Origin of the sequence: Thalassospira sp. MCCC 1A02898 (assembly GCF_001618185.1) — a bacterium.
Classification (GTDB): Bacteria; Pseudomonadota; Alphaproteobacteria; order Rhodospirillales; family Thalassospiraceae; genus Thalassospira; species Thalassospira tepidiphila.
In genome coordinates this window covers 404687-425492 of sequence record NZ_LPXK01000009.1, presented here as the reverse complement: position 1 = coordinate 425492, position 20806 = coordinate 404687, and the positions used below count along the sequence as shown (strand labels likewise).

Annotated in this window: 25 protein-coding genes; 16 read left to right on the top strand and 9 right to left on the bottom strand. The window is 54.4% G+C overall.

Translation table 11 applies throughout. The features are described from left to right. The first annotated feature begins 272 nt into the window (after positions 1 to 272). Positions 273 to 2192, top strand: a complete 1920-nt coding sequence (locus tag AUQ41_RS08680) for an autotransporter outer membrane beta-barrel domain-containing protein (RefSeq protein WP_083952808.1) — start codon at positions 273 to 275, stop codon at positions 2190 to 2192. A 181-nt stretch (positions 2193 to 2373) separates the two neighbouring features. Next, entirely contained in the window at positions 2374 to 2760 is a 387-nt protein-coding gene (locus AUQ41_RS08675; protein ID WP_063087872.1) for a c-type cytochrome, read from the top strand. An 80-nt stretch (positions 2761 to 2840) separates the two neighbouring features. On the opposite strand, the gene AUQ41_RS08670 is transcribed toward AUQ41_RS08675, so the two are convergent. After that, complete coding sequence (locus AUQ41_RS08670; protein ID WP_083952835.1) at positions 2841 to 3764, bottom strand: arylamine N-acetyltransferase; 924 nt, start codon at positions 3762 to 3764, stop codon at positions 2841 to 2843. 397 nt (positions 3765 to 4161) lie between these two features. On the opposite strand from AUQ41_RS08670, the gene AUQ41_RS08665 reads away from it, so the two are divergent. After that, positions 4162 to 5016, top strand: coding sequence for a D-amino-acid transaminase (locus AUQ41_RS08665; protein WP_063087870.1), 855 nt, complete (start codon positions 4162 to 4164; stop codon positions 5014 to 5016). Positions 5017 to 5124: 108 nt separating this feature from the next. Here AUQ41_RS08665 and AUQ41_RS08660 read toward each other — a convergent pair whose 3' ends face one another. Further along, a complete protein-coding gene (locus tag AUQ41_RS08660; protein ID WP_063087868.1) occupies positions 5125 to 5973 on the bottom strand; it encodes an SDR family oxidoreductase in 849 nt (282 codons plus the stop codon). Between the two features lie 96 nt (positions 5974 to 6069). On the opposite strand from AUQ41_RS08660, the gene AUQ41_RS08655 reads away from it, so the two are divergent. From AUQ41_RS08655 to AUQ41_RS08640, 4 genes are all read left to right on the top strand, one after another. Next, entirely contained in the window at positions 6070 to 7008 is a 939-nt protein-coding gene (locus AUQ41_RS08655) for a LysR family transcriptional regulator (RefSeq protein WP_063087866.1), read from the top strand. A gap of 46 nt (positions 7009 to 7054) precedes the next feature. Next, positions 7055 to 7936 carry a DMT family transporter gene (locus AUQ41_RS08650; protein WP_063087864.1) on the top strand — a complete coding sequence of 294 codons (882 nt, stop codon included), beginning with the start codon at positions 7055 to 7057 and terminating at the stop codon, positions 7934 to 7936. A gap of 149 nt (positions 7937 to 8085) precedes the next feature. Then, positions 8086 to 8748 (top strand): hypothetical protein, encoded by a 663-nt coding sequence (locus tag AUQ41_RS08645; RefSeq protein WP_063087862.1) that lies wholly within the window; start codon positions 8086 to 8088, stop codon positions 8746 to 8748. Beyond that, complete coding sequence (locus AUQ41_RS08640) at positions 8720 to 9391, top strand: hypothetical protein (protein WP_143588731.1); 672 nt, start codon at positions 8720 to 8722, stop codon at positions 9389 to 9391. Before AUQ41_RS08645 ends, AUQ41_RS08640 begins: the two co-directional genes overlap by 29 nt. Here AUQ41_RS08640 and AUQ41_RS08635 read toward each other — a convergent pair. Genes AUQ41_RS08635 through AUQ41_RS08625 form a run of 3 tightly spaced genes read right to left on the bottom strand, consistent with a single transcriptional unit; the run spans position 9388 to position 11932 of the window. After that, a complete protein-coding gene (locus tag AUQ41_RS08635; protein ID WP_063087858.1) occupies positions 9388 to 9852 on the bottom strand; it encodes a pyridoxamine 5'-phosphate oxidase family protein in 465 nt (154 codons plus the stop codon). The two genes, AUQ41_RS08640 and AUQ41_RS08635, sit on opposite strands and share 4 nt — an antisense overlap. 31 nt (positions 9853 to 9883) lie before the next feature. Beyond that, complete coding sequence (locus AUQ41_RS08630) at positions 9884 to 10768, bottom strand: TIGR01459 family HAD-type hydrolase (RefSeq protein WP_063087856.1); 885 nt, start codon at positions 10766 to 10768, stop codon at positions 9884 to 9886. A gap of 18 nt (positions 10769 to 10786) precedes the next feature. After that, on the bottom strand, positions 10787 to 11932 hold the full coding sequence (locus AUQ41_RS08625; protein ID WP_063087854.1) for a quinone-dependent dihydroorotate dehydrogenase: 1146 nt from the start codon (positions 11930 to 11932) through the stop codon (positions 10787 to 10789). A 251-nt stretch (positions 11933 to 12183) separates the two neighbouring features. On the opposite strand from AUQ41_RS08625, the gene AUQ41_RS08620 reads away from it, so the two are divergent. Next, positions 12184 to 13296, top strand: a complete 1113-nt coding sequence (locus tag AUQ41_RS08620; protein ID WP_063087852.1) for an NADH:flavin oxidoreductase — start codon at positions 12184 to 12186, stop codon at positions 13294 to 13296. An 88-nt stretch (positions 13297 to 13384) separates the two neighbouring features. On the opposite strand, the gene AUQ41_RS08615 is transcribed toward AUQ41_RS08620, so the two are convergent. Beyond that, positions 13385 to 13969 (bottom strand): exopolysaccharide biosynthesis protein, encoded by a 585-nt coding sequence (locus AUQ41_RS08615; RefSeq protein WP_063087850.1) that lies wholly within the window; start codon positions 13967 to 13969, stop codon positions 13385 to 13387. A gap of 127 nt (positions 13970 to 14096) precedes the next feature. On the opposite strand from AUQ41_RS08615, the gene AUQ41_RS08610 reads away from it, so the two are divergent. The 3 genes from AUQ41_RS08610 (at position 14097) to AUQ41_RS08600 (ending at position 15016) form a co-directional block, all read left to right on the top strand. Then, on the top strand, positions 14097 to 14333 hold the full coding sequence (locus AUQ41_RS08610; protein WP_063087848.1) for a DUF1413 domain-containing protein: 237 nt from the start codon (positions 14097 to 14099) through the stop codon (positions 14331 to 14333). A 74-nt stretch (positions 14334 to 14407) separates the two neighbouring features. Beyond that, a complete protein-coding gene (locus AUQ41_RS08605; RefSeq protein WP_063087846.1) occupies positions 14408 to 14686 on the top strand; it encodes a type II toxin-antitoxin system Phd/YefM family antitoxin in 279 nt (92 codons plus the stop codon). Between the two features lie 6 nt (positions 14687 to 14692). Next, the gene (locus AUQ41_RS08600; protein WP_232308340.1) at positions 14693 to 15016 is read left to right on the top strand and encodes a type II toxin-antitoxin system RelE/ParE family toxin; all 324 of its coding nucleotides are present in this window, start codon (positions 14693 to 14695) and stop codon (positions 15014 to 15016) included. A 15-nt stretch (positions 15017 to 15031) separates the two neighbouring features. Here the strand turns inward: AUQ41_RS08600 and AUQ41_RS08595 are convergent, their stop codons facing one another. Both AUQ41_RS08595 and AUQ41_RS08590 read right to left on the bottom strand, forming a co-directional pair. Then, complete coding sequence (locus AUQ41_RS08595; protein WP_063087844.1) at positions 15032 to 15391, bottom strand: DUF952 domain-containing protein; 360 nt, start codon at positions 15389 to 15391, stop codon at positions 15032 to 15034. 37 nt (positions 15392 to 15428) lie between these two features. Continuing rightward, on the bottom strand, positions 15429 to 16346 hold the full coding sequence (locus AUQ41_RS08590; protein WP_063087842.1) for a LysR family transcriptional regulator: 918 nt from the start codon (positions 16344 to 16346) through the stop codon (positions 15429 to 15431). Positions 16347 to 16419: 73 nt separating this feature from the next. Between AUQ41_RS08590 and AUQ41_RS08585 the strand changes: the two genes are divergently transcribed. The 5 genes from AUQ41_RS08585 to AUQ41_RS08565 all read left to right on the top strand — a co-directional run bounded on the left by AUQ41_RS08585 (position 16420) and on the right by AUQ41_RS08565 (position 20214). Then, positions 16420 to 17340, top strand: coding sequence for a PhzF family phenazine biosynthesis protein (locus AUQ41_RS08585; protein ID WP_063087840.1), 921 nt, complete (start codon positions 16420 to 16422; stop codon positions 17338 to 17340). A 187-nt stretch (positions 17341 to 17527) separates the two neighbouring features. Further along, entirely contained in the window at positions 17528 to 17788 is a 261-nt protein-coding gene (locus tag AUQ41_RS08580; protein ID WP_198155623.1) for a helix-turn-helix domain-containing protein, read from the top strand. After that, positions 17785 to 19101, top strand: coding sequence for a type II toxin-antitoxin system HipA family toxin (locus AUQ41_RS08575; protein ID WP_063087836.1), 1317 nt, complete (start codon positions 17785 to 17787; stop codon positions 19099 to 19101). Before AUQ41_RS08580 ends, AUQ41_RS08575 begins: the two co-directional genes overlap by 4 nt. A 4-nt stretch (positions 19102 to 19105) precedes the next feature. Beyond that, positions 19106 to 19510 (top strand): hypothetical protein, encoded by a 405-nt coding sequence (locus tag AUQ41_RS08570; RefSeq protein ID WP_063087834.1) that lies wholly within the window; start codon positions 19106 to 19108, stop codon positions 19508 to 19510. Beyond that, positions 19507 to 20214 (top strand): hypothetical protein, encoded by a 708-nt coding sequence (locus tag AUQ41_RS08565; RefSeq protein WP_063087832.1) that lies wholly within the window; start codon positions 19507 to 19509, stop codon positions 20212 to 20214. Before AUQ41_RS08570 ends, AUQ41_RS08565 begins: the two co-directional genes overlap by 4 nt. A 12-nt stretch (positions 20215 to 20226) precedes the next feature. On the opposite strand, the gene AUQ41_RS08560 is transcribed toward AUQ41_RS08565, so the two are convergent. Continuing rightward, positions 20227 to 20802 (bottom strand): PIN domain-containing protein, encoded by a 576-nt coding sequence (locus AUQ41_RS08560; RefSeq protein WP_063087830.1) that lies wholly within the window; start codon positions 20800 to 20802, stop codon positions 20227 to 20229. Positions 20803 to 20806: the final 4 nt, after the last annotated feature.

Below are 20806 nucleotides of genomic sequence, written 5' to 3'. Positions count from 1 at the left end.
TGAGGTGTCTTTGCGTGATGGAAATTCATGCATCAGACAAAGACCTTTCTGGCGGATAACCGTTGAAGCATCTACCCGGGTAAAAAACCTGGCGTTTTGCAATCCGATGATGTGATCAGGCGCAAGCAGAGCAGACTTTCAGAGCCCTTCTCATCCCCGATGCAGTTCATAAGGCAAACCTTATGGCATGAACACGATGACCCTGTTTGCTGTGAGAGCAGCCAGAAGACAACAGTGGCGTAAAACGCATTGTCTGGGAGAACGATTGAGCTATGGAAAGCTATTTTAAGTCTGGCCACATATTGTGGCGGGCATTGCTTCTTATAACTAGGCTTACCAACAACACACTGAAAATAAATATAAAACGTGAAACAACACGGTACAAAAAAACAAAATCGACAATGCAGATAAAAACCAACTTCGCGCGGCTCTGCACTGGTGTACTATTTTTGCTTGTCGCGCCCAATAGCGCCTATGCCTACAGCGTAACAAACGCGGGTGGCAGTGCAGCGACACCGACACAGACGATTACAACCGAAGCCAGCAAAAGAGTGTCCGGCGACAGCTTGACCTTCTTCCAGGAGGCAAATCCGGCACCATCCGGATTTGCAGCGGGCGATACGCTGGAAATCTCGCTGAGTGGCGGGGCGACCTTTGCTGACGCCAACATTTCTCTCGAAGCGAGTGCGGGCGGCGCTGGCACTGGTGACCTGACTTGGGCAACCTTCTCGGGATCGCCCCAAGGAAGATCGTCGCTCACCGTCACCATCCAACAAGGAACGACGCCGGGATCATTTGCTAATTTCGACGGACTAATTCTGAGCGGTAACACCATTGCAGGACAATCCCTAACGATCAATCTTCCCCAGATTGCCGGGCGCGATATTTTCATTTCCTTTACCTTGCGCAACTCAGGCGGCACGGTGAAAGGAACAGCAAGCCTAAAGCTGTTTGACAACACACTTGCCCCCGCCGGGAACCTTGAAGAATCCCAGTCTGCGATCAAGACTGTACTTGCTACGCATATCAGAAACATGACGTCGCAAAGTGTTAGCCTTTCCGGATTGATTACCGGACGCGGATTTGGCCGTGGCGGCGGCAGCCTTGGCGGTTTGTTTGGCGACAGCGCCGCATTCGGAAATGCCTTGGCGGAATCCACAGGTTTGACTTTGCCGGTTGCACTGGAGTTGAACGAAGGAAGAGGCAACTTTGCAGCAAATCTCAATAGCGTGATGAACTGGACGGGAGAACTGGCTGCCGGAGAGCAAAATACAGGTGGTCTCCCGCCCAGCGCGTTTTCCAATTTTGAAAGCCCGATGAACCTGTGGGTGAAGGGCAGATGGGAAGGCATAAATGATAGTCGGGGTGGCACAGCAGGAGACAGCGATTTCGGCCTGTTTATGACGGGCATTGACTATCGTGTTGATAAAGACACGATGGTTGGCATCCTTGGCCAATATGACCTGTACAAATCGACTGCCACTGGCCAAGACAGCCAAGGTGAGGGAAAAGGCTGGATGGTCGGGCCCTATATGGTGTCTCGACTGGATGAAAACCTGATTTGGGATGGCCGCGTTGCCTGGGGTAAATCAAAAAACAAGATCAATCCGCTCGGCCGGGGTTGGGACAAATATGACGGTGAACGCTCACAGTTGGAAACCAATCTGACCGGCGATATCCGCTCAGAAAATTGGGAATTTTATCCGCAGATCGGCATCAACTACTTCCGTGAAGAACAAAAAGCATACACAAACTTTGGCGGGGAGCGGATCGAAGCCCAGACAATAACCTTCGGCAACCTTACGTTCGGCCCGGAAGTTGTTCGTGTTTTGCAAGTCGAAGATGGCCCAATATACCGGCCATTCGTTGCTCTTCGCGGCATTTGGGATTTCCGGGCACCACCGATTGCACATAGTAATGGAAGCCAAGTAGATACCGAAAAGCTGCGCGCCAGAGCGGAACTTGGCGGAGACATCACCTTTGAAGATGGCGGAAGTATCTACGCCAAATATGCCTATGACGGCATTGGCCTGGCGAACTATGAGTCCCATAGCTTTGAAATCATTGCCAACACGCCGGTAACTTTCGGTTTCCTGCCGGATAACAGCAAGTTCAAATCTTCATTTAATCAGGATGTAAGCTCAACCCAGGCAAGTACCTTCCGGATAGGGCTCGACATTCCGCTAAACTGATTTCACGCATATAAAGGGATGTCACAAAACCATCCCTTTATTCTCTCATGCCAGCACCGCTATCGCCCCAAACCGCTCATAACCCGACACAACAACCGCCAGAAAGCTTAGGAATTTCGTTACCTTGGCTTGCTATACAGGCGATTAGAACACATTCAAAATCGCCATCCGGGAGCCCGCCATGCAGAAAACCAGCCTTGTCATCCTGTTGACCGGTGTTGTGGCCTTGGGCATGTGGGGGATCAGCGATTACATGGCGCATAAGGGCGAGGCCTATGGCGATGTCGAACGCGGGCAATCGATTGCCGAGCAGACCTGCCTGCGCTGTCACACCAAATTCGAAGGCGATCCCCTGCCCGATCCGAACGTCACCACCGCCCCGGCCCTTGCCAGTTTCGGACAACGCTGGCCGCTGGAAAACCTTGAAGAAGCCCTGGCCGAAGGCATCACGGTATCGCATGACAACATGACCATGCCGGAATTTTCCTTCACCTCTCAAAGCATCGCCGATCTGCTGAGCTATATGGAAAGCCTGACGAACGAAGCCAACGCGAAGGTCGGCAAATAAGCCGTTTGAAGGTAATTAGGGCAGGAAGCAAAACTCCCCGCCCTTGATCATTCGCAGCCCGATAAACACCGCACAATCGTTTATACGTGACTGTGATTGACCAGTCTGGCAAAGGCGCCGCGCCAGGCCGGGTCCGGCTCGATGCCAAAGATGTCTTTAAGCGTCTGCGGAATATCCCCAACGCTGAGCGTATGTTGCTCTTCTTCGCCGGTGACCAGCCGGATGGTCAGGCGGTTATTAAGCAGGGTGAAGCGCGCAAACGGTGCAGAACGCGCGACCATCAGGGTCCTGCAAAATCCGCTTTCGGGGTGGTCGGATGCGTACCAGTTCATGACCTCGTAATCGATATCCGAAACCGGCGCGATATCGACCTCATGCACCGGCTTCCAAACGCCATCACGTTCCAGTTCAATCCGATAGCTGTGCGCCCCCTTGGTCACGCGGTATGTGTCATGCGGGGTTGCTTGTGGCGTTTCGATATCCAGCAACAACGGCCCGGTTGGCACACAGCCACCCAATCCAACATCGGCCAGCCAGGCTTCGCCATCAATCATCACCCGGTTGGCCATGTGGCAGCGCGGCCGGGGCATATCATTCGGGCCATAGCCCCATAAAACCCGCCCGGCCAGACCTTCGACCTCAAAGCCAAGGCTGCGCAACACCCGGCGAAACAGGCCGTTCTGCTCAAAACAATAACCACCCCGCCCGTCATGGATCAGCTTTTGATCGACGCGCTCCGGATCGATGCTGATGGGCGTGTCATTGAACACATCAATCGCTTCGAACGGGATGGTTGCCGGATGCATTGCATGCAGGGTTTGCAAAACTTCCAGTGTTGCTTCGCGTGGGCCGTCATAGCCGATCCGGGCAAAATAGGCGTCCAGATCGACTTCCTGCCTCGGGCGTTTGATCGGGGCGGCCCAACTGGCATTGATCCGGCTTTGCAAAGCGTCATGGTCTGGTGCGACCGGGGCGTTATGGGCGACGGGCTGGTGGCTATTCATCACAAGGCTCCATTCCTTTGACGATGTGTTTTCATCATCGTTTGATCTCATGAAGCAGGACGATAAAACCTCAACCTATGTTACGGTCAAACGCAAAAAATCGAAAAATTTTAAATCGAATAATCTTCGAATAATATCGGAAATCACGGCCCCATTCACAGCACACACCCCATGATCACGGCCCATTCAAGCAACAATTCACCTTTTACACGCACGATATAGAGCTTTTGCGCGACAGATTGCCTCCCCCTGTGATATTTGAGACTCTTGAAACGTTAAAACAGATGGTCGCCATGCATCAAAACAAGATCGCATCAAAAGGCCGACCGATGGAAACGTCGCTTTATCCACCCAAGACGGATCGCGAAGGGTCCGCTTGCCAGACAGGAAAGTTACGATGCGCACTGTTTATGTGAACGGCGAGTTTTTGCCGGAAACCGAAGCAAAGATTTCGATTTTTGACCGATCCTTCCTGTTCGCCGACGGCGTGTATGAAGTGACCTCGGTACTTGATGGCAAGCTGATTGACTTTACGGGTCACATGAAGCGCCTCGAACGCTCGCTTGCCGAGCTCAAATTCCAGTTCAAGCCCGATATCGATCAGCTTCTTGAAGCGCACCGTGAACTGGTGAAGCTTAACGACATCACCGAAGGCCTGATTTACCTGCAGGTGTCGCGTGGTTCGGCCGGTGATCGTGATTTCGCGATCGACCCGCAAACGCCGCCAACCATTGTGATGTTCACCCAAAGCAAATCCCTGATCAAATCGGCCCTCGCCGAACGCGGCCAGAAGATCGTCACCTTCCCCGACATCCGCTGGCGCCGGTCTGACATCAAGACCACCCAGCTTCTTTATGCATCGCTTCTCAAAACCGATGCGGCGGCCAAGGGCAAGGACGATGCCTGGATGGTGCTGGATGGCTATGTCACCGAAGGATCAAGCAACAACGCCTATATCGTCACCAAGGACGGCACGATCGTCACCCGTGAACTTTCGACCGACATCCTGCACGGCATCACCCGTGCCGCGGTTCTGAAATGCGCCGAGGAACTTCAGCTCAAGGTCGAAGAACGCCACTTCACCATCGAAGAAGCCCAGAATGCCGCCGAAGCGTTCTCAACCTCGGCCTCGGCCTTTGTCTGCCCGGTTGTCGAAATTGATGACAAGAAAATCGGCGATGGTGTTCCCGGCCCGGTCGCCAAGCGCCTGCGCGAGATTTATATCGACGCCAACCGCAAGATGGCGATCTGATCGGCTGCCAATACATCCATATGATCGTCTCCTCAAAGCCGATCAAACTGCGAAACGCCGCCCAATTTCGGGCGGCGTTTTTGCGTTGGGTATCTGCTAAAAAAGATCCTACATCGCGGCAAGTTCTTCCTCGGTAAAATCGGCGGAAATGGTGATGTCTTTTCCGGCCTCAAGCTTTGCCAGCCTCTCGGTCAGGGCCGCGTGTACGCCATCATAGGCATCTGATCCCAGCAACAAACGAAACGGCATTTTCGGTGCATCTGCCGCCGCAATCATCGCATTTATCATGCGATCCGGATCGCCCTTGATCACCCAGCCACCGCCAAAGGCAGCCTCCTTAAGGTCATGGGCCGGGGTGCCGTCATAATCACTGATCGGGTCCGGCTGAATGATGGAGCCGATAAACGCAGTGCGCGACGGACCGGGTTCCACCAGCATGAATTCAATGTCAAATGGCGCGACTTCCTTGGCCAGGGATTCAACAAAGCCCTCGATGCCCCATTTGGTCGCGTGATACAGGCTAAAGCCCGGATAGGCGATCTGACCGCCTTCGGACGATACCTGAATGACACGACCCGATCCTTGCGCACGCAGGTGTGGCAAGGCGGCCCTGATCACAACAATTGATCCCAAAAGGTTGGTATCAATAATCTGGCGCATCTGATCAATGCTGGTTTCTTCGGCCGCCCCCAGGATGCCAAAGCCGGCATTGCTGACGATGAAATCAATCCGTCCGAATTCGGCAAAGGCCTTGTCAACGGTCGCCTGCACCGCATCAGGTTGGCTTACATCAAGATAAGCAACACTGAGCCGTTCGCCATATTGCGCGACCAGATCGTCAAGCGACCCCGTGCGCCGCACGGTCGCGACCACACGATCACCGCGTGCCAATACCTTTTCCGCCAGTCCGCGACCAAACCCGGACGATGCACCGGTAATTAACCATGTCTTGTCCATGTCAGTTCCTTTCTGTCTTGCTCTGAACATGGGGGGACTATAGAAACCAATGATTGATGCGATAATCCCGCTTAATTCGGATGGGTTAGTGAAAATATGCCAGCAATCAATCAGCCGACCTTAAATGACATGCGGTTTTTCATCGCCGTTGCCGACCATCGCAGCTTCCGGAAGGCCGCAGATGCGCTGGGTGTCGCGCCCTCCACCCTCAGCCACGCGCTTCGCAACATGGAAAGCAATCTTGATATCCGTCTGCTTCACCGCACCACGCGCAGTGTGTCCCTGACAGAGGCGGGCGAACAGCTTCTTGATCGCTTGCGCCCGGCATTGCTCACCCTCGAAGAAGCCATGGGCACGGTCGAAAGCTTTCGCACCGGCGGGACGTCTGGCACGGTGCGCATCAATACATCCGATGGTGCCGCGCGCCTTTTGACCCGCCATGTGGTCCCGGAAATGCGCAAACGATATCCGGATGTGGCGATTGATCTGGTGACCGAAGGACGGCTTGTCGATATCGTCGCCGGTGGTTTTGATGCCGGGGCACGATTGGGCGAAACGGTGCCGCTTGATATGGTGGCGGTGCGCTTTGGTCCGCCATTTCGTTTCGTCGCGGTTGCGTCACCGGATTATTTCAAAAACCGTCCACGTCCCATCGTACCCGATGATTTGCATGGCCATGATTGCATCCGCCATCGCTTTCCCAGCGGCAAGATCTATCACTGGGATTTCGAAAAGCAGGGTCAGGAAATCTCGATTGATGTTTCCGGCCCGCTGACGCTCGATCGTCATGATCTGATGGTCGATGCCGCCCGACAGGGGCTTGGCATTGCCTACGTGTCCGAGATTTATGCCGCGCGCGCCATCGCCAGTGGTGATCTTGTGACGGTGCTCGATGACTGGCTGCCCGAAATTCCGGGGCTTTTCCTGTACTACCCGGATCACCGGCGCGTGCCCCCACCCTTACGCGCCTTTATCGATGTGATGAAATCGCTCGACCCTGCGTTGCGAACCGGATATCTGGAAAGGGATATCTGATTTTGAAAAATGATAAAAACCGGACCAAAACGCGGGGACAGGGACGATGACGTCCAGCAACACATCACGCCAGAACAACCTTGCCGGCATCATGACGATGTGTGGCGGGGTGGCAGCGCTGTGTATCAATGATGCGCTGGCCAAAAGCCTGATGGATCATTATTCCCCGATCCAGATCATCTTCCTGCGCAACATCATCGCCCTTCCCTTTGCCTTTTTGGTGGCGCTCAAAATGGGTGGTTCTCGCAGCTTGCGTTCAAGCCGGGTTCACGTGCATTTCATGCGTGGTGTCGTCTGGATTGCCGCCACTGTGATGTTCTTTACCAGCATCCATCACCTTGGCCTGGCCGAGGCAACAGCGCTGGCCTTTGTCGCCCCGCTGTTCATCACCGCCCTCTCGGCGATTTTCATTGCCCGGGTCGGCTGGCGGCGCTGGCTGGCGGTCAGTGTCGGCTTTCTTGGTGTGTTGGTGATAGTGCGGCCGGGGGCTGCGACGTTTGAGCTGATATCGCTCCTGCCGATTGCGACTGCGTTTACCTATGCGATCCTGATGCTGAGTGCCCGCTTTGTCGACACCCGCGAAAGCATGTGGACATTGTTGCTTTATCTCAGTCTGACCAGCGCGATCCTGACCAGCATTCCGGTGATCTTCGTCTGGAGCCCGGTGCGGGCGGAGGACATCTGGCTGTTTCTGGCGATTGCGCTCTGTGGCTCGCTCGGCATGGCCATGATCACCCAGGCCTTCCGCTTTGCCGAGGCCCCGACAGTCGCGCCCTTTGATTACACAGCCCTCATCTGGGCGACCGCGCTAGGCTGGATGTTTTGGGGTGAAACGCCCGATGTTCTGACCTTTGTCGGGGCGGCGATCATTACCGCAAGCGGCCTCTTCGTCATCTTCCGCGAAAGCAAGGTGGCGGCAGAGAGTTAAGAATCAACTCGAATACTGCGCGTATTGCCTGGCCAATTGCACGCAAAGATAGATTTTGATATTCAAGACTTTGATGCCATTTGGTTTTAAATTAGTCGGGCCCAGCGATGCACCATTCTCAGGACACACGAGGCAGAGTGAGCAGAGGAATGTTTGGCCGTTTGGCGAAAATGTTACTTCTTGTACTTTGTGCCTCTCCCGCCAGCTACGCTCAGTCACAGGAACTTTCAGCGCCGTATTCGATCTCAGAAGAGCTTTTCCCTGAGTATCAAGAGCCCCTATTCATTACCGATCACGTTAATCGAATACTCAAAGAGCACGCTGGCAATATCCTCTATCCGGAAGACGTAGCCAAAATCGATCTTTCTGATATTACGCCAAACTTTTCACGTGTTTACTTCTCGACGACTAGTGGGCGCACCGAAGTGAAATTCAACCGAATAGAAGACGGTTATCACTATTTTACAGTACGCAACGAAGTCTTTCCAAACCGGACAAGCGAGTTTCGGATCAAGGGTCGTATTTACGAATCAGAACTAGACAGCGGACGTTTTCTAAATTTGCGACGTGATTGCTTTTTTGAGCTAGGTCCCTGTGAGCTCAAAGCTAAGCCGGATCAAAAATACGGTGCATTTGATCGCAAGTTTCTCAACGGCGTCTGGGTAAACAAACGGAAAGTCATCGGCACACGCGGCTATGCTTACCAAAACATTATCTTAGATAAAAATGGAATTATACTCTATTCCTCAACAGCATTCGGCTTCGGAAGGGAGGGTTACGATTATGAAATCCTTGAAGAAACATCAAACTAGATGCATCCGACAGCTGCTAACTATGTTCATGCTAACAGTTGGCAACGCCGTTTTGTTGACTGGATGCTTCTCTTACAGCCTTACTAAAGGCCCGCAGAATTCTGCAAGCCATGATCAAAAGCTTGCAGAAGTTCTCACCACCAATAAAGGGAACATCTTGTCCCCACAGGACGCCAATGACATCTCGCTGAGCATTTCAGATGTTCCGAAGAATTACCGCCTCATGAAACATGACGGTAAATCATGGAAATATGATTTTCTCTATAAGCTTGGAGAATACTATTACTACAAAATAACCCCTTCATATGCTTCTAAAAAGCCGTATCGCATGCGAACTAACGGCAAGAGCACCTCACATTCCTATTCAGCAGATCCATTTCATCTGAGACCAGCCGAAGCCGATGCTTGCAAATTTGTACTCGGAGAATGCAAGTATATCGAAGATGACGGTGACATCACGACCATCACCAACAGCTATCAAAACGGTGTCTGGACAACCAAACGAGAGATCGGATTAAGAGGCATCGGTACTCGTGTTGATATGGAGGTCTACGACATGCAAGGCTTCAGCCTGTTTTCGTCGACAAGCTATACGTCCGATCCTGGCTCATATAGATATTATTTTATAGAACCAGCATCTTAAAAGATTGCGCGCGGTTCGACGCCATAGGTCAGCATCGCACTTTCGCGCATGTCAGCCTCATTCACGTCCTTTTTGAAACGGTAACTGGGTGCCAAGATTTCTTGCGCTTTAGTGACCGTCACGTCAAACAAGGTCGCTACCCTAAAGGCATCACCCGCCATTTCCTGCAGGATGACTTGACGATCCTCAAACCCTGCATCGCCTTTGCGCATCAGGGTCGCCGCGCCATAAAGCTGCCAGCCGCGTTGTGAAAACACATCAACGAAACTGACGCAAACCTGCGGATTTCGGGCGACATTCTGAACCGATCGTGGGGAGGCGATATTGGCGATGATGATGCGATCATCCCCAAAGCAGGCGAAGATTTCCTTGGGACTGACCGACGGCCCGGCCTCAGAACTTGTCGCCAGCCAGCACAAAACCGAACGATTGGCATAGTCGCGGATCTCATCGGTCAGCATGGCAATCTCCGCCAAAAATCAGGGCTGCTGCCTACCAGCAGAAATCCCCCATCGCATAGGTGATGTGTCGGCCTGTCGCGGCCAGAAGGGCATCAAGCTTTTCGCGTTCCGGAAGCGTGCCGCGCGGGGCGTCGAGTTCTTCGGCGTGGATGCCGCCGGTGACCAGCACGACGTCGAGACCGGCATTGTTGGATCCGGCAATGTCAGTCGAAATGCTGTCGCCGACGACCAGAAGTTTCGCATCCGGACCCGCATCGAACATCTGCAGGCAGAAGTCATAGGCGCTTGCCAGTGGCTTGCCTTCCCAGCGGACATTGCCGCCGAGTTCTTCATACCGCCCGGCAATGGCACCGGCACAGATGATGCGTTTGCCACCGCGGATCACTTCGCGGTCCGGGTTGGGGCACAGCACCGGCAGGTCGCGGGCCTTAAGCGCATGCAGAAGATCTTCGTATTTCGAAACCGGATCATGATCCTCGTTCGGGCCGGTGATCAGAACCCAGTCGGCGTCATCGACCTTGGTGACGATTTCGACATCCTGATTTTCAAACATCGACATATCGCGCACCGGACCGACCATCAGCACCTTGCGACCCAGCTTCGCGTACCAGGGATCAGAGCGCGCGACGAGCTGGGCATAGGCGACCTCGCCCGATGCCACCGCCGGACCATACAGATCACGCGAAATGCCCATATCCTCCATCCGGCCAACCACGACCGAGGATCGACGCGGCGCATTGGACAGAAGGGCGACGGGAATGCCGGCTTCCTTAAGGGCTGTCATCGCGGCGATCGAACTTGGATAGGGTGTCACCCCGTCATGCACCACGCCCCACAGATCAAGGATCACGGCATCATATTTGCCAATCACCTCGGACAGGCCATTGATCATTTCATAGGGGGCGGTCTTGCTCATGCCGTCCGGATCCTTGTGTTATTTCTTGTTTGATTTGGCGGCCCCAGCCTCGTGTGCAGCCTTGGCAGAACGGGCTTCATCGACCGGAATGCCCTTGCCCGAAATTTCCGGGAAGGCAGCACCGACCGCATCCGACACATTGGCAAATCCATCCTTGCGCAGGCGCCGTGCAAGGTCTTCCTTGATCTCGGTGACAAGCTCGACACCGTGATAAACCAGCGAGGAATAAAGCTGCACCAGCGATGCGCCATTGAGGATTTTCTCATAGGCATCCTTGCCTGATGTAATCCCGCCAACCCCGATCAGGGGCACCTTGCCCTCGGTCAGACGGTAAAAATCGGCCAGAACCTTGGTCGAGGGCTCCATAAGCGGCGGGCCGGAAAGACCACCCTTTTCATCCTGATCATAGGAATTAAGCCCGACCGGCCGGTCAATCGTGGTGTTCGATACGATCATGCCATCAAGTTTGACCTTGGTGACCACGGCGGCGATGTCGGATTTGTCTTCCTCGGTCAGGTCCGGGGCGACTTTCAGCAACACCGGCACACCCTTGGCAAAGGAATTCCGCGCCTTGATCACGGCCTTCAAAAGCTTTTCAAGCGGCGCACGGCCCTGCAAAGCGCGCAGGCCCGGCGTATTGGGCGAGGACACATTAACCACCAGATAATCGGCATAGGGACCAAGTGCCTCGACCCCCTTGGCATAATCATCGGCCGCGTCTTCGGAATATTTGTTCTTGCCAAGGTTGGCACCCAAAACGCCACGCCGTGCACGTTTACGCAGGCGGTTGGCGACGACCTCGGCCCCGTCATTATTGAACCCCATGCGGTTGATCACCGCCCGGTCGGAATAAAGCCGGAAAAGACGGGGTTTCGGGTTGCCGGGTTGCGGCAAAGGCGTCACCGAGCCGATTTCAACAAAGCCAAAGCCGTGCGACAGCATCTGGTTGGGGACTTCGGCGTTTTTATCAAAGCCCGCGGCAAGCCCGACCGGATTGGCAAATTTGCGCCCGAACACCTCGGTTTCCAGCATCGGGGTCGCGTCGGTTGCGTCATCCGCCCGCGGCACCAGATTGTTTTTCAGCGCCCAGATCGCCAGACCATGCGCGGTCTCGGCATCAATCCAGCGGACAATCGGCAAAACCAGTGACTTATACCACCCCACGCGAGACGCTCCGTGCTTGAAAGGACATGCCCTTTTCTTACGCGGCCAAGGGCTTTTGGGCAAGGATCAATGGCATTCAGTGGCGCCATGCGGCCGGTTATTTTCTTATGGCCGCTCCATCAACGAACTCAGGCGCTGTACTGCATAAAATCATGCACCGATGTTTTTATCGCGTGGCCACAGATTGACAGCCGCCATTTCCGGAATATCTAGGAGCGACCAAAACAGAAATTCCGATCAAAGGATATCCAATGTCAAAACCCGACATTCTCTTCACACCTTTCAAGCTGAAAACGCTTGATCTTCCCAACCGTATCGTCATGGCCCCGATGACGCGTAACAAGGCACCGGACGGTATTCCGGGTGCCGCCAATGCCGATTATTACAGCAAGCGCGCCGCAGGCGGTGTTGGTCTGATCCTGTCCGAGGGGACTGTGGTCGATCGCCCGGCATCGCGTAACCTGCCGCACATTCCGCTTTTCCATGGCGAGGCTGCCATGGCCGGCTGGAAGGCGGTTGCCGATGCCGTGCATGCGGCCGGTGGCAAGATGGGCCCGCAGATCTGGCATACCGGATCAACCCGCACACCGGATGGCTGGGAACCGGACGCACCGGTCGAAAGCCCGTCGGGTCTGGTCGGCCCGGATGATCCGCGCGGCAACGCCATGACGGAATCTGATATTGCCGATACGATTGCCGCCTTCGCCAAGGCGGCCCTTGATGCCAAGAATGCCGGTTTTGATACCTTTGAAATTCATGGCGCGCACGGCTATCTGATTGATCAGTTCTTCTGGTCGGGCACCAACCTGCGCACCGATCGCTTTGGCGGCAAGACAATCAAGGAACGTGCCACCCTTGCCCGCGAAGTGGTGGCCGCCATGCGCGCCGCTGTTGGCCCGGACTTCCCGATCATCCTGCGCGTCAGCCAGTGGAAACAGCAGGACTTTACCGCCCGCCTTGCTTACACGCCCGATGAAATGACCGATTGGCTCGGCCCGCTGGTCGAGGCCGGGGTCGATATCATCCACGCGTCCCAACGCCGTTTCTGGGAACCGGAATTCCCCGAGATTGATGGCGAAAAGGGTCTGAACTTTGCCGGTTGGGCGAAGAAGCTTACCGGGGCGCCGACGATTTCGGTCGGTTCTGTCGGCCTGTCATCCGACTTTATCGGTGCGTTTTCTGGCGAAGCATCGGAAAAGGCCGGCCTTGATGAGCTGATCAATCGCATGGAAAAGGGCGAGTTTGACCTGATCGCGGTTGGCCGCGCGCTTCTGAGCGACGCGCAGTGGGCCAACAAGGTCAAAAGCGGCGCCTATGATCAGCTGGAAGACTTCAACGCCTCTGCCCTGGCAGAACTCGCGTAAGTCAGCTCCGACCACAAACACAAAAAAACAGCCCGCCGAACCATCGGCGGGCTGTTTGCGTATCGGGCGGTTTAATTGGCTGAACGGGTCAGATGATCTGAAACATCAAAATCACGGTACCGAGGGTCATGGTAATGGCGGCGAGCATTAAAAGCCCGTCACTAACGAGGATTGCCAAGCCAAAGGCAGCAATGGCGCTCTGCGGCGCGACGGCGGCAAACGGAACAAGTTCAAACATCGGCATCGACAGCGACAGGATCAGGCACATAAGCGCCGCAATCCGCACAGCAACCCCGCTGATCAGGCTTTCAAACCGCCCACCGAACCAGCGATCCATGCGTTTGGCCACCGGATCAATCTTTTCCAGCCCGGCACGGACCTTGTCACCCCCGATTTCCCGCGCTGCCAAGACGTCGGGCAACCATAAATGTGTGCGCCCGATGATAATTTGCAGGGAAAATACGGCAACGAGTGCGGCCAGAAAGGTCGGCGCAAAGGGAATGCCACCAATCGGCGACACACCAATCAGGGCCGGCACCAGAAGAAACGGCCCCTGACTGCGTTGTCCAAGCTCGGCCACAATATCGCCGACCGAAACATGGCGGTCGCCTTCTGCGCGCTCGCCAATCCGCGCAACGATATCCGCGACCTTTGCATTTTTCGGCGCCGTCATGTCCGGGCCTTTTGGCTATGAATCTGAATGTTATGCATGAAACCACAACGCCTGACGGGCGCGCTTGTTTCCGCGCAATTTGCGCCAGAACAAGGCAAACCCGCCGCACCTGTGCTGAGATCCCCCCATGACACAGCTTGGTCTTGATAAACTCAAAGCAACCCTTGCCGCGCGAAATCCCGGCCCGTTTCATTTCCATGAAATCTATGGGCAAGGCTGGGACACGCTTTATATCGGCGACAAGGTCAAACTCGGCCATTCATTCCTGAATGCCTTGCGCGCCGGGAAGCTCCCCGGCGTGGTTGATACCGGCACCAAGAAAGGCGGCGGGCGATTATATCTTTGGAAACCGCGCGGGATTTAAATCCAGATAAAGATCGCATTTACAGAAAAAATGCGCTAAATTCGCATTTCAAAAGATGCGTTAAAGGTGCGAACATGGATATCACCAAGGACATTCGTCCACTGACCGAGTTCAAACGCGAAACGGCGCAATTCACCAAACGGCTCAAGGAAACGGGTAAACCCGCCTTTCTGACCGTCAATGGTAAGGTAAGCCTCGTTGTAATGGATGCGGGCGCGTGGCAGGAAATGCAAAACCGGCTTGAATACGCCGATAGCGTTGCTGGCATCCGCAAGGGATTGACCCAGATTGACCAGGGCGAAGGGGAAGACGCCAAGGACTTCTTTGCCACGCTTTCCGACCCGGCTGCATAAATCGGCATGAAGCATTACCGGGTGATCATCGCGCCCAACGCTGCGCAGGATATCCGCAAAGCATTTGAATGGCTTCGGATCGAAAACCCGGCTTACGCCAAGTCTTGGCGGAACGGCCTGCGCGATGCGATCACAGCTCTTGAAACCTTGCCGTTCAAAAATCCAATCGCCCCGGAAAGCAAGGAATTTGATGTTGAAATCCGCCAACTTTTATACGGGCGCGGAACGCCGTGGCGGATTTTCTATTGCGTAAACGATCAACAGGTTTCGATCCTGCACGTCCGTCACGGTCGGCAGGATTACTGGCACCCAACCGATACGGACATCTGATCACAGCACAAATATTTAACGCAAATCTTGCGGCAAGATGTGAACACCGTTTTCATCAAGGCGAATTTCATCGACCTTGGTCACGTGCTCCACCGACAGAACATCATACAAATGCGGGAACAGCGTGCCGCCGCGGGCTGGTTCCCATTTGATTTTCGCGGCAATCGGCGCGACCGGCACTCTCAGCAATTTCAAGTGATCGCGCCCGGCATAATGCAGCGCAAGCGTTGATGCCAGCGTATCCTGGGTCGAGAAATGGATAAAGCCATCGGCAATATCGTGCGGCGCACCGTCATATTGTCCGGCACTGAGGGCCTCGGCCCATTCATCCGAACCCAATACGCGATAGATCATGTCATCAGTTGTATTTGTCATGGCGGGAATTTAGGCAGACACAACCAAAACGGCAAGCCTATTTCATCTGATCCCTAAGCCAGCTCAGAAGTTTCGCATACCGTTCCGTCTTGGAAAATTCCGGACTGCAGACCAGCCAATAGGCCGATTTCATGGGAACCGCCGGACCAAACGGCGCGAGAAACCCTTGCGCGATATCGTCTTCAATCAGAAGGGTTCGGCCCAGCCCGATGCCCATGCCGTTGATTGCCGCCTGTAACACCAGATCAGCACGATCAAAGGCCAATGCCTTGCGATCCGTATCAAGGTTGACCCCGGCCTTCGCGCAATAATAGCCCCAGCTGAAATCCGTGCCATCGCGTTCGCCGACCGCATCCTTAAGCAAGGTGACATCACTGTCGCCAAGAACCTCTTCAAGCCCCCTGTCCCCGGCGACATAGCCCGGACGGGCGACCGGCACGATCGCTGCCTTTTTAAGCAAGCTGGAATGCAAACCGGGATAGGGCCCGGAGCCAAAGCGAATGGCGGCATCCATCGTGCCAGTGCTGAAATCCACTGGCCGGTCATTGACGTCCAAGGCAATCTCAAGCCCGGCTTGCTGGGCGCTCGCCAGATTGGGCAACACCCATTTCATCGCCAGTGCGGATGCCACCGACAGGCGCACCGTGCCCTCGGTCCGGAATTTTTCCAGCCGGTCAAACGCCGTATCCCAGACATCCACCGTTTCAAGCGCGGCCGCACACAGTACCCGGCCATATTCGGTCGGCGTGATCTGGCGCGTCGTGCGCTCAAACAGCGCAAAGCCAAGCGCCTCTTCAAGCTGGGTAATCCGGTGACTGATGGCCGATTGATGCACACCCAGCTTTTCGGCCGCCTTGCTGAAACTGTTTTCACGCGCAATCGCCGCCAACACCGGGGCCAGGGGGCTCACCCGTCCGATCAGATCGGTTCGCGACATTTCATGAAGTTTCTTCATCTATATATGAGTCCAGAATCCCTGTGAGATTTATTAAAACAGCCTCAACAGAGATTTTAGCAGGAATAGAGTCATGAGTACATCTCAACAAAATACCCAAACCGTCGCGGTGCAGATCGTAAATGCGTTTGTGAAAAATGGTCAGGGCGGCAACCCGGCCGGTGTCGTGCTGGATGCCGATCAATACAGCGACGCGCAAAAGCTTTTGATCGCCCAGAAAGTCGGGCTTTCTGAAACCGCCTTTGTCTCGAAGTCCGAGACGTGTGGCATCAAGCTTGATTTCTTTACACCCACCAAACGCATCGCCCATTGCGGCCATGCGACCATTGCGACCTTTTCCTATCTTGCCGAACTGGAACGCTTTGGCGATGGCGAGACGTCGAAGGAAACCGTCGATGGCCCGCGCAAGATCATCCTCGATGCCGGCATGGCCTATATGGAGCAACTGGCCCCGACCTACACCCCGGCCGCCCGCTGGATTGACCAGAGTGTAACACTTGATGATGTGCTGAAATCACTTGCGATCACTAGCGCTGACCTCGATGACCGCGCCCGTCCGGTTCTGGTCAATACCGGCAACAACTTCATCGTCATTGCCGTGAAAGATCAGGCGACACTCGCCAACATCACGCCCGATCAGGACGCCATCAACGCGATTAGCGAGAAGCTGGACCTGATCGGCTATTACATCTTCACCACCGACACCGGTGACGCAGATGATACGAACATCGACGCCACCACCCGCATGTTCGCCCCGCGCTATGGTATTGCCGAGGAAGCCGCCACCGGCATGGCCGCCGGGCCGCTGGCCTGCGTGCTTCATGACCTGCTGGACATCAAAAAGGACAGCTTCCTGATCGCCCAGGGCGCATTCATGACTGAACCGTCGCCAAGCGAAATCAAGGTCACACTGGACCTTAAAGATGACCGCATCACCGGCCTTCTGGCAGGTGGTCAGGGCAAGGTGATGAAAAACCTTGAGATTGCGCTTTAAGCACGGAGTGGTGTCAGGACCAAAGCTTGGCGCTTCTGCAAGTTCGCAGGAGCGCCATATTTTACCTATAAGTAAAATCTCGCTAAAAATCGGGCTACAATCACAGAATTTTACTTACAGGTAAACTTCACTTTACATTCACAGCAAAACCCCATAAATTTACCCATGGGTAAATTTGGAGGATGCCGTGCACATCACCCGCATGGACCAGCTTGGCCCGGAAATCCGCAAGGCCCGCAAGGCGCTTGGCCTGTCGCAGACCGATCTGGCGCTTGCCACGGGCTTGAGCGTCAAGTTCCTCAGCCAACTTGAAACCGGCAAGGCCGACAATCCGGGCTTTGCCAATATCCTGGATATCACCCGTGCCCTTGGCGGTCAGGTGATGCTGGACTGGTCGGATATGTCATCCGAACCCGATCCCGGCCAAACGGACGGAGACCGGGCATGACCAAAACCCTTCTGGTCCTTGCCAATGGCCGCGACCGGGTTGGCGTTTTGCGCGCCGATGCGCGCGGCTATATGTCGTTTGCCTACGACCCGGAATGGCTTGCAAGCCCTGCGGCCTATCCGGTTTCGCAAAGCATTCCGCTGCGGGATGGTGCGTTTGACCATCAGGCCATTGAACCATTCTTTGACGGGCTTCTGCCCGATAAAAAGGATGTCCGCCGCCAGATCGCGGCATTGTTTGATGTCGCCCCGACGGACGAGTTTGGCATTCTGGAACATATCGGGCGCGATTGCGCCGGGGCCTTGATGCTGATCCATCCCGATCAGGCGGAAAGCCCCCTGCAATCCGATGCCCATCTTTCGGCGATCTCGACCGATGATCTTGCCAAACGCATTGCCGAGCTGCCGCAAAGACCGCTTTTCATCGAAGAGGATGAAGTTGTGCTGTCACTGGCCGGGGTGAATGACAAGGCCGCGGTTTATATCGATCCAGCCACACAGGAAATCTCCCTGCCGTTTGGCGGATATCCAAGTACCCATATCCTTAAAGTTGATATCGAACGCCTGCCGGACTCTACCCGGACCGAGCATTTCTGCATGAAACTTGCGCGCAAGATCGGCCTTGATGCCGCGCACACCAAAATCAGCCTGTTTAACGATCGCCCGGTCCTGTTCGTCACCCGCTTTGACCGCGCCTATGCCCAGACATCAAACGGCGTCCGCGTTACCCGCCTGCATCAGGAAGATTTCTGTCAGGCACTTGGGGTAAACCCGGATGTCAAATATGAACGTCAGGGCGGACCGGACCTTGCCGCGATGTTTACGCTGACCAAACAGGCATCCACCATCCCGGCGCGCGATATCCCCAAATTGCTTGGCTTTGTGATTTTCAATTTCCTGATCGGCAACCCGGATGCGCACGCCAAGAACTATTCCGTGATCTACCGGCAACGCCCGACAAATGCCAATGCGACAAATGTCCACACCGCGATCAGCCCGCTTTATGACGTCAACAATGGTGCGGCGTTTCGCGATTGCTTCAAAAGCCAGCGCCCCCGCCTCGCCCAATCCATCGGCGGATGCTATGACCCGACCGAACTGGACTGGTCACACTGGGAAGCCCAGGCCCGCATGATCGGAAGCTCCCCCACCGCGCTCCGCAAGGCGTTGCTCACCATGGCAAAGAAACTGCGCGAAACCATCACCCCGCTGCGCAATGAATTGCGCGATACGGATGCCGACAGTCCAAGGCTTGACCATATCGTTGACGATGTCTCAAACCGGTGTGAAGCTTGGATCAGAAAACTCGGGTGATCCCATGGATGATGATGTCGACCTCCCGCCGGGCATCGGCCCGCACAATGACCGCGAACTGGAATTGATGCTGGCCGGAACAAAGCCGATGGCAATGTTCTCGGACGCCGTTCATGTCAGCGACTATTTCCCGGAAGCCGACTTTGCCCCGCATGTAGAGGTAGGCCGGATCATTCGCGCCCAAGAAATCATCCCCCGCCCACCCTTTGAGATGCGCTACCTGTTCTATGCCCTGCCCGGCGAAGAATGGCGGATCGAGGAAGCGTTGGTTATGTGTCGCAATCTGTGCGCCGGAACGGTCAAAGACCATGACGCAGATTCTGTGCGGATGGGGGAGTTGTTGGGGTATTCGGCACAGGATATCACGGCGTTCCTTGAACACCTCCAAAGAGGCAGAACTCAAGAATGACCTCAGATTCTCAAAAGCGTGATGAGCGTAACTTTGTGCTCAAAGCATCTCAGCTACTAAATACCTCGTGGGAAATTTTAGAACAGCGCGAGAAACCAGATTTTATCATAAAAGAGGACGCACTCACTTTTGGTCTGGAGGTAAGGGAAATTTTTCTTAATGAAAATCAGAACAAAGGGGGATCGCCCGTAAAACAGACTGAACAACATCGAAGCAAAGAATTAGAAAAATTTGCTCAAGGTTTTGAGAAAACATCTGATTTGGCATTGCATGTTCGGCTTCTTAGGAAGCCAGACGCCGGAAATATCTCTCAATGCGAGTTAAAAGAACTGCATCAAGCCTTAATGGCAGAAAACCTTGAAAGCAGAGAAACCGGCTACCAAACTCAATTTTTGCTCCGTTGCGGCACCAAGGTTTGGGTCACCAAAGAATTTCATTCTCGCTGGTACGTTGTAAACGACAGAGTCGGATGGGTAAGCCAAGACCCCATTGAGCTCATTCAAGCCGCAATCGATACAAAATGCAAAAAGCTGAATACTTATCGTAAGAATGCAGGACCAGATATACGCTTACTTTTGGTCGCCAACCACCTGAATAACAGTGGGAAAATCACGCTCTCACCAACGACCAGCAGGTCTTTTGATCTGCAAGGCTTTACGAAAGTCTACTTCTTATCTCATCCATCAGAAGCGTTGGTGCTCTGAGGCCAGCTCCCTTCACCAATACTGCTCGTATTCTTTAAGCAAGAGCGCAGTTTTCAACAAACCCTGACTTTCCGCTGTTTGAATAATCACGCTGGTTGACAAGGCTGGTCTTTTGAAACGCTGCCGCATTTTCTTAAGCGCTGAGAAAGCTGTATGCTCATGCAGAGTAATCGTATCTGCAAGGAAATCATCAAGTGATTTCGGCTCGATTGAGAACCTGCCAAGCTCTTCTGCCGGGAAGTCTTTTAGATTATCTGTCACCAGAACTTGAGCATGTGTGGCGACCGCAGCCGCCAGAACATGACGGTCATCCGGGTCTGGCAGGTTTATCGCCGGAATGAACTGCTCAAAGTCAGTGACGCAAGCTTCCTCGAAGGCAGTTTCCACGCTCTCTCGTTCTTGCGCAGCATCAATTTCGCCATTTGTAATTTTCGTGATTGCCCGTTCCATCTCATCAAGGATCACAGGACTCCAACGCGGGCGAAAAAGCTCTGCTTCCGCAAGACTCAGCAACAAGTTTCGCTTGAACACACCAGCCAGAACACATGCATCCAATAGCGCTGTAAAATGGTCTGACCGGTATGTCATGGCG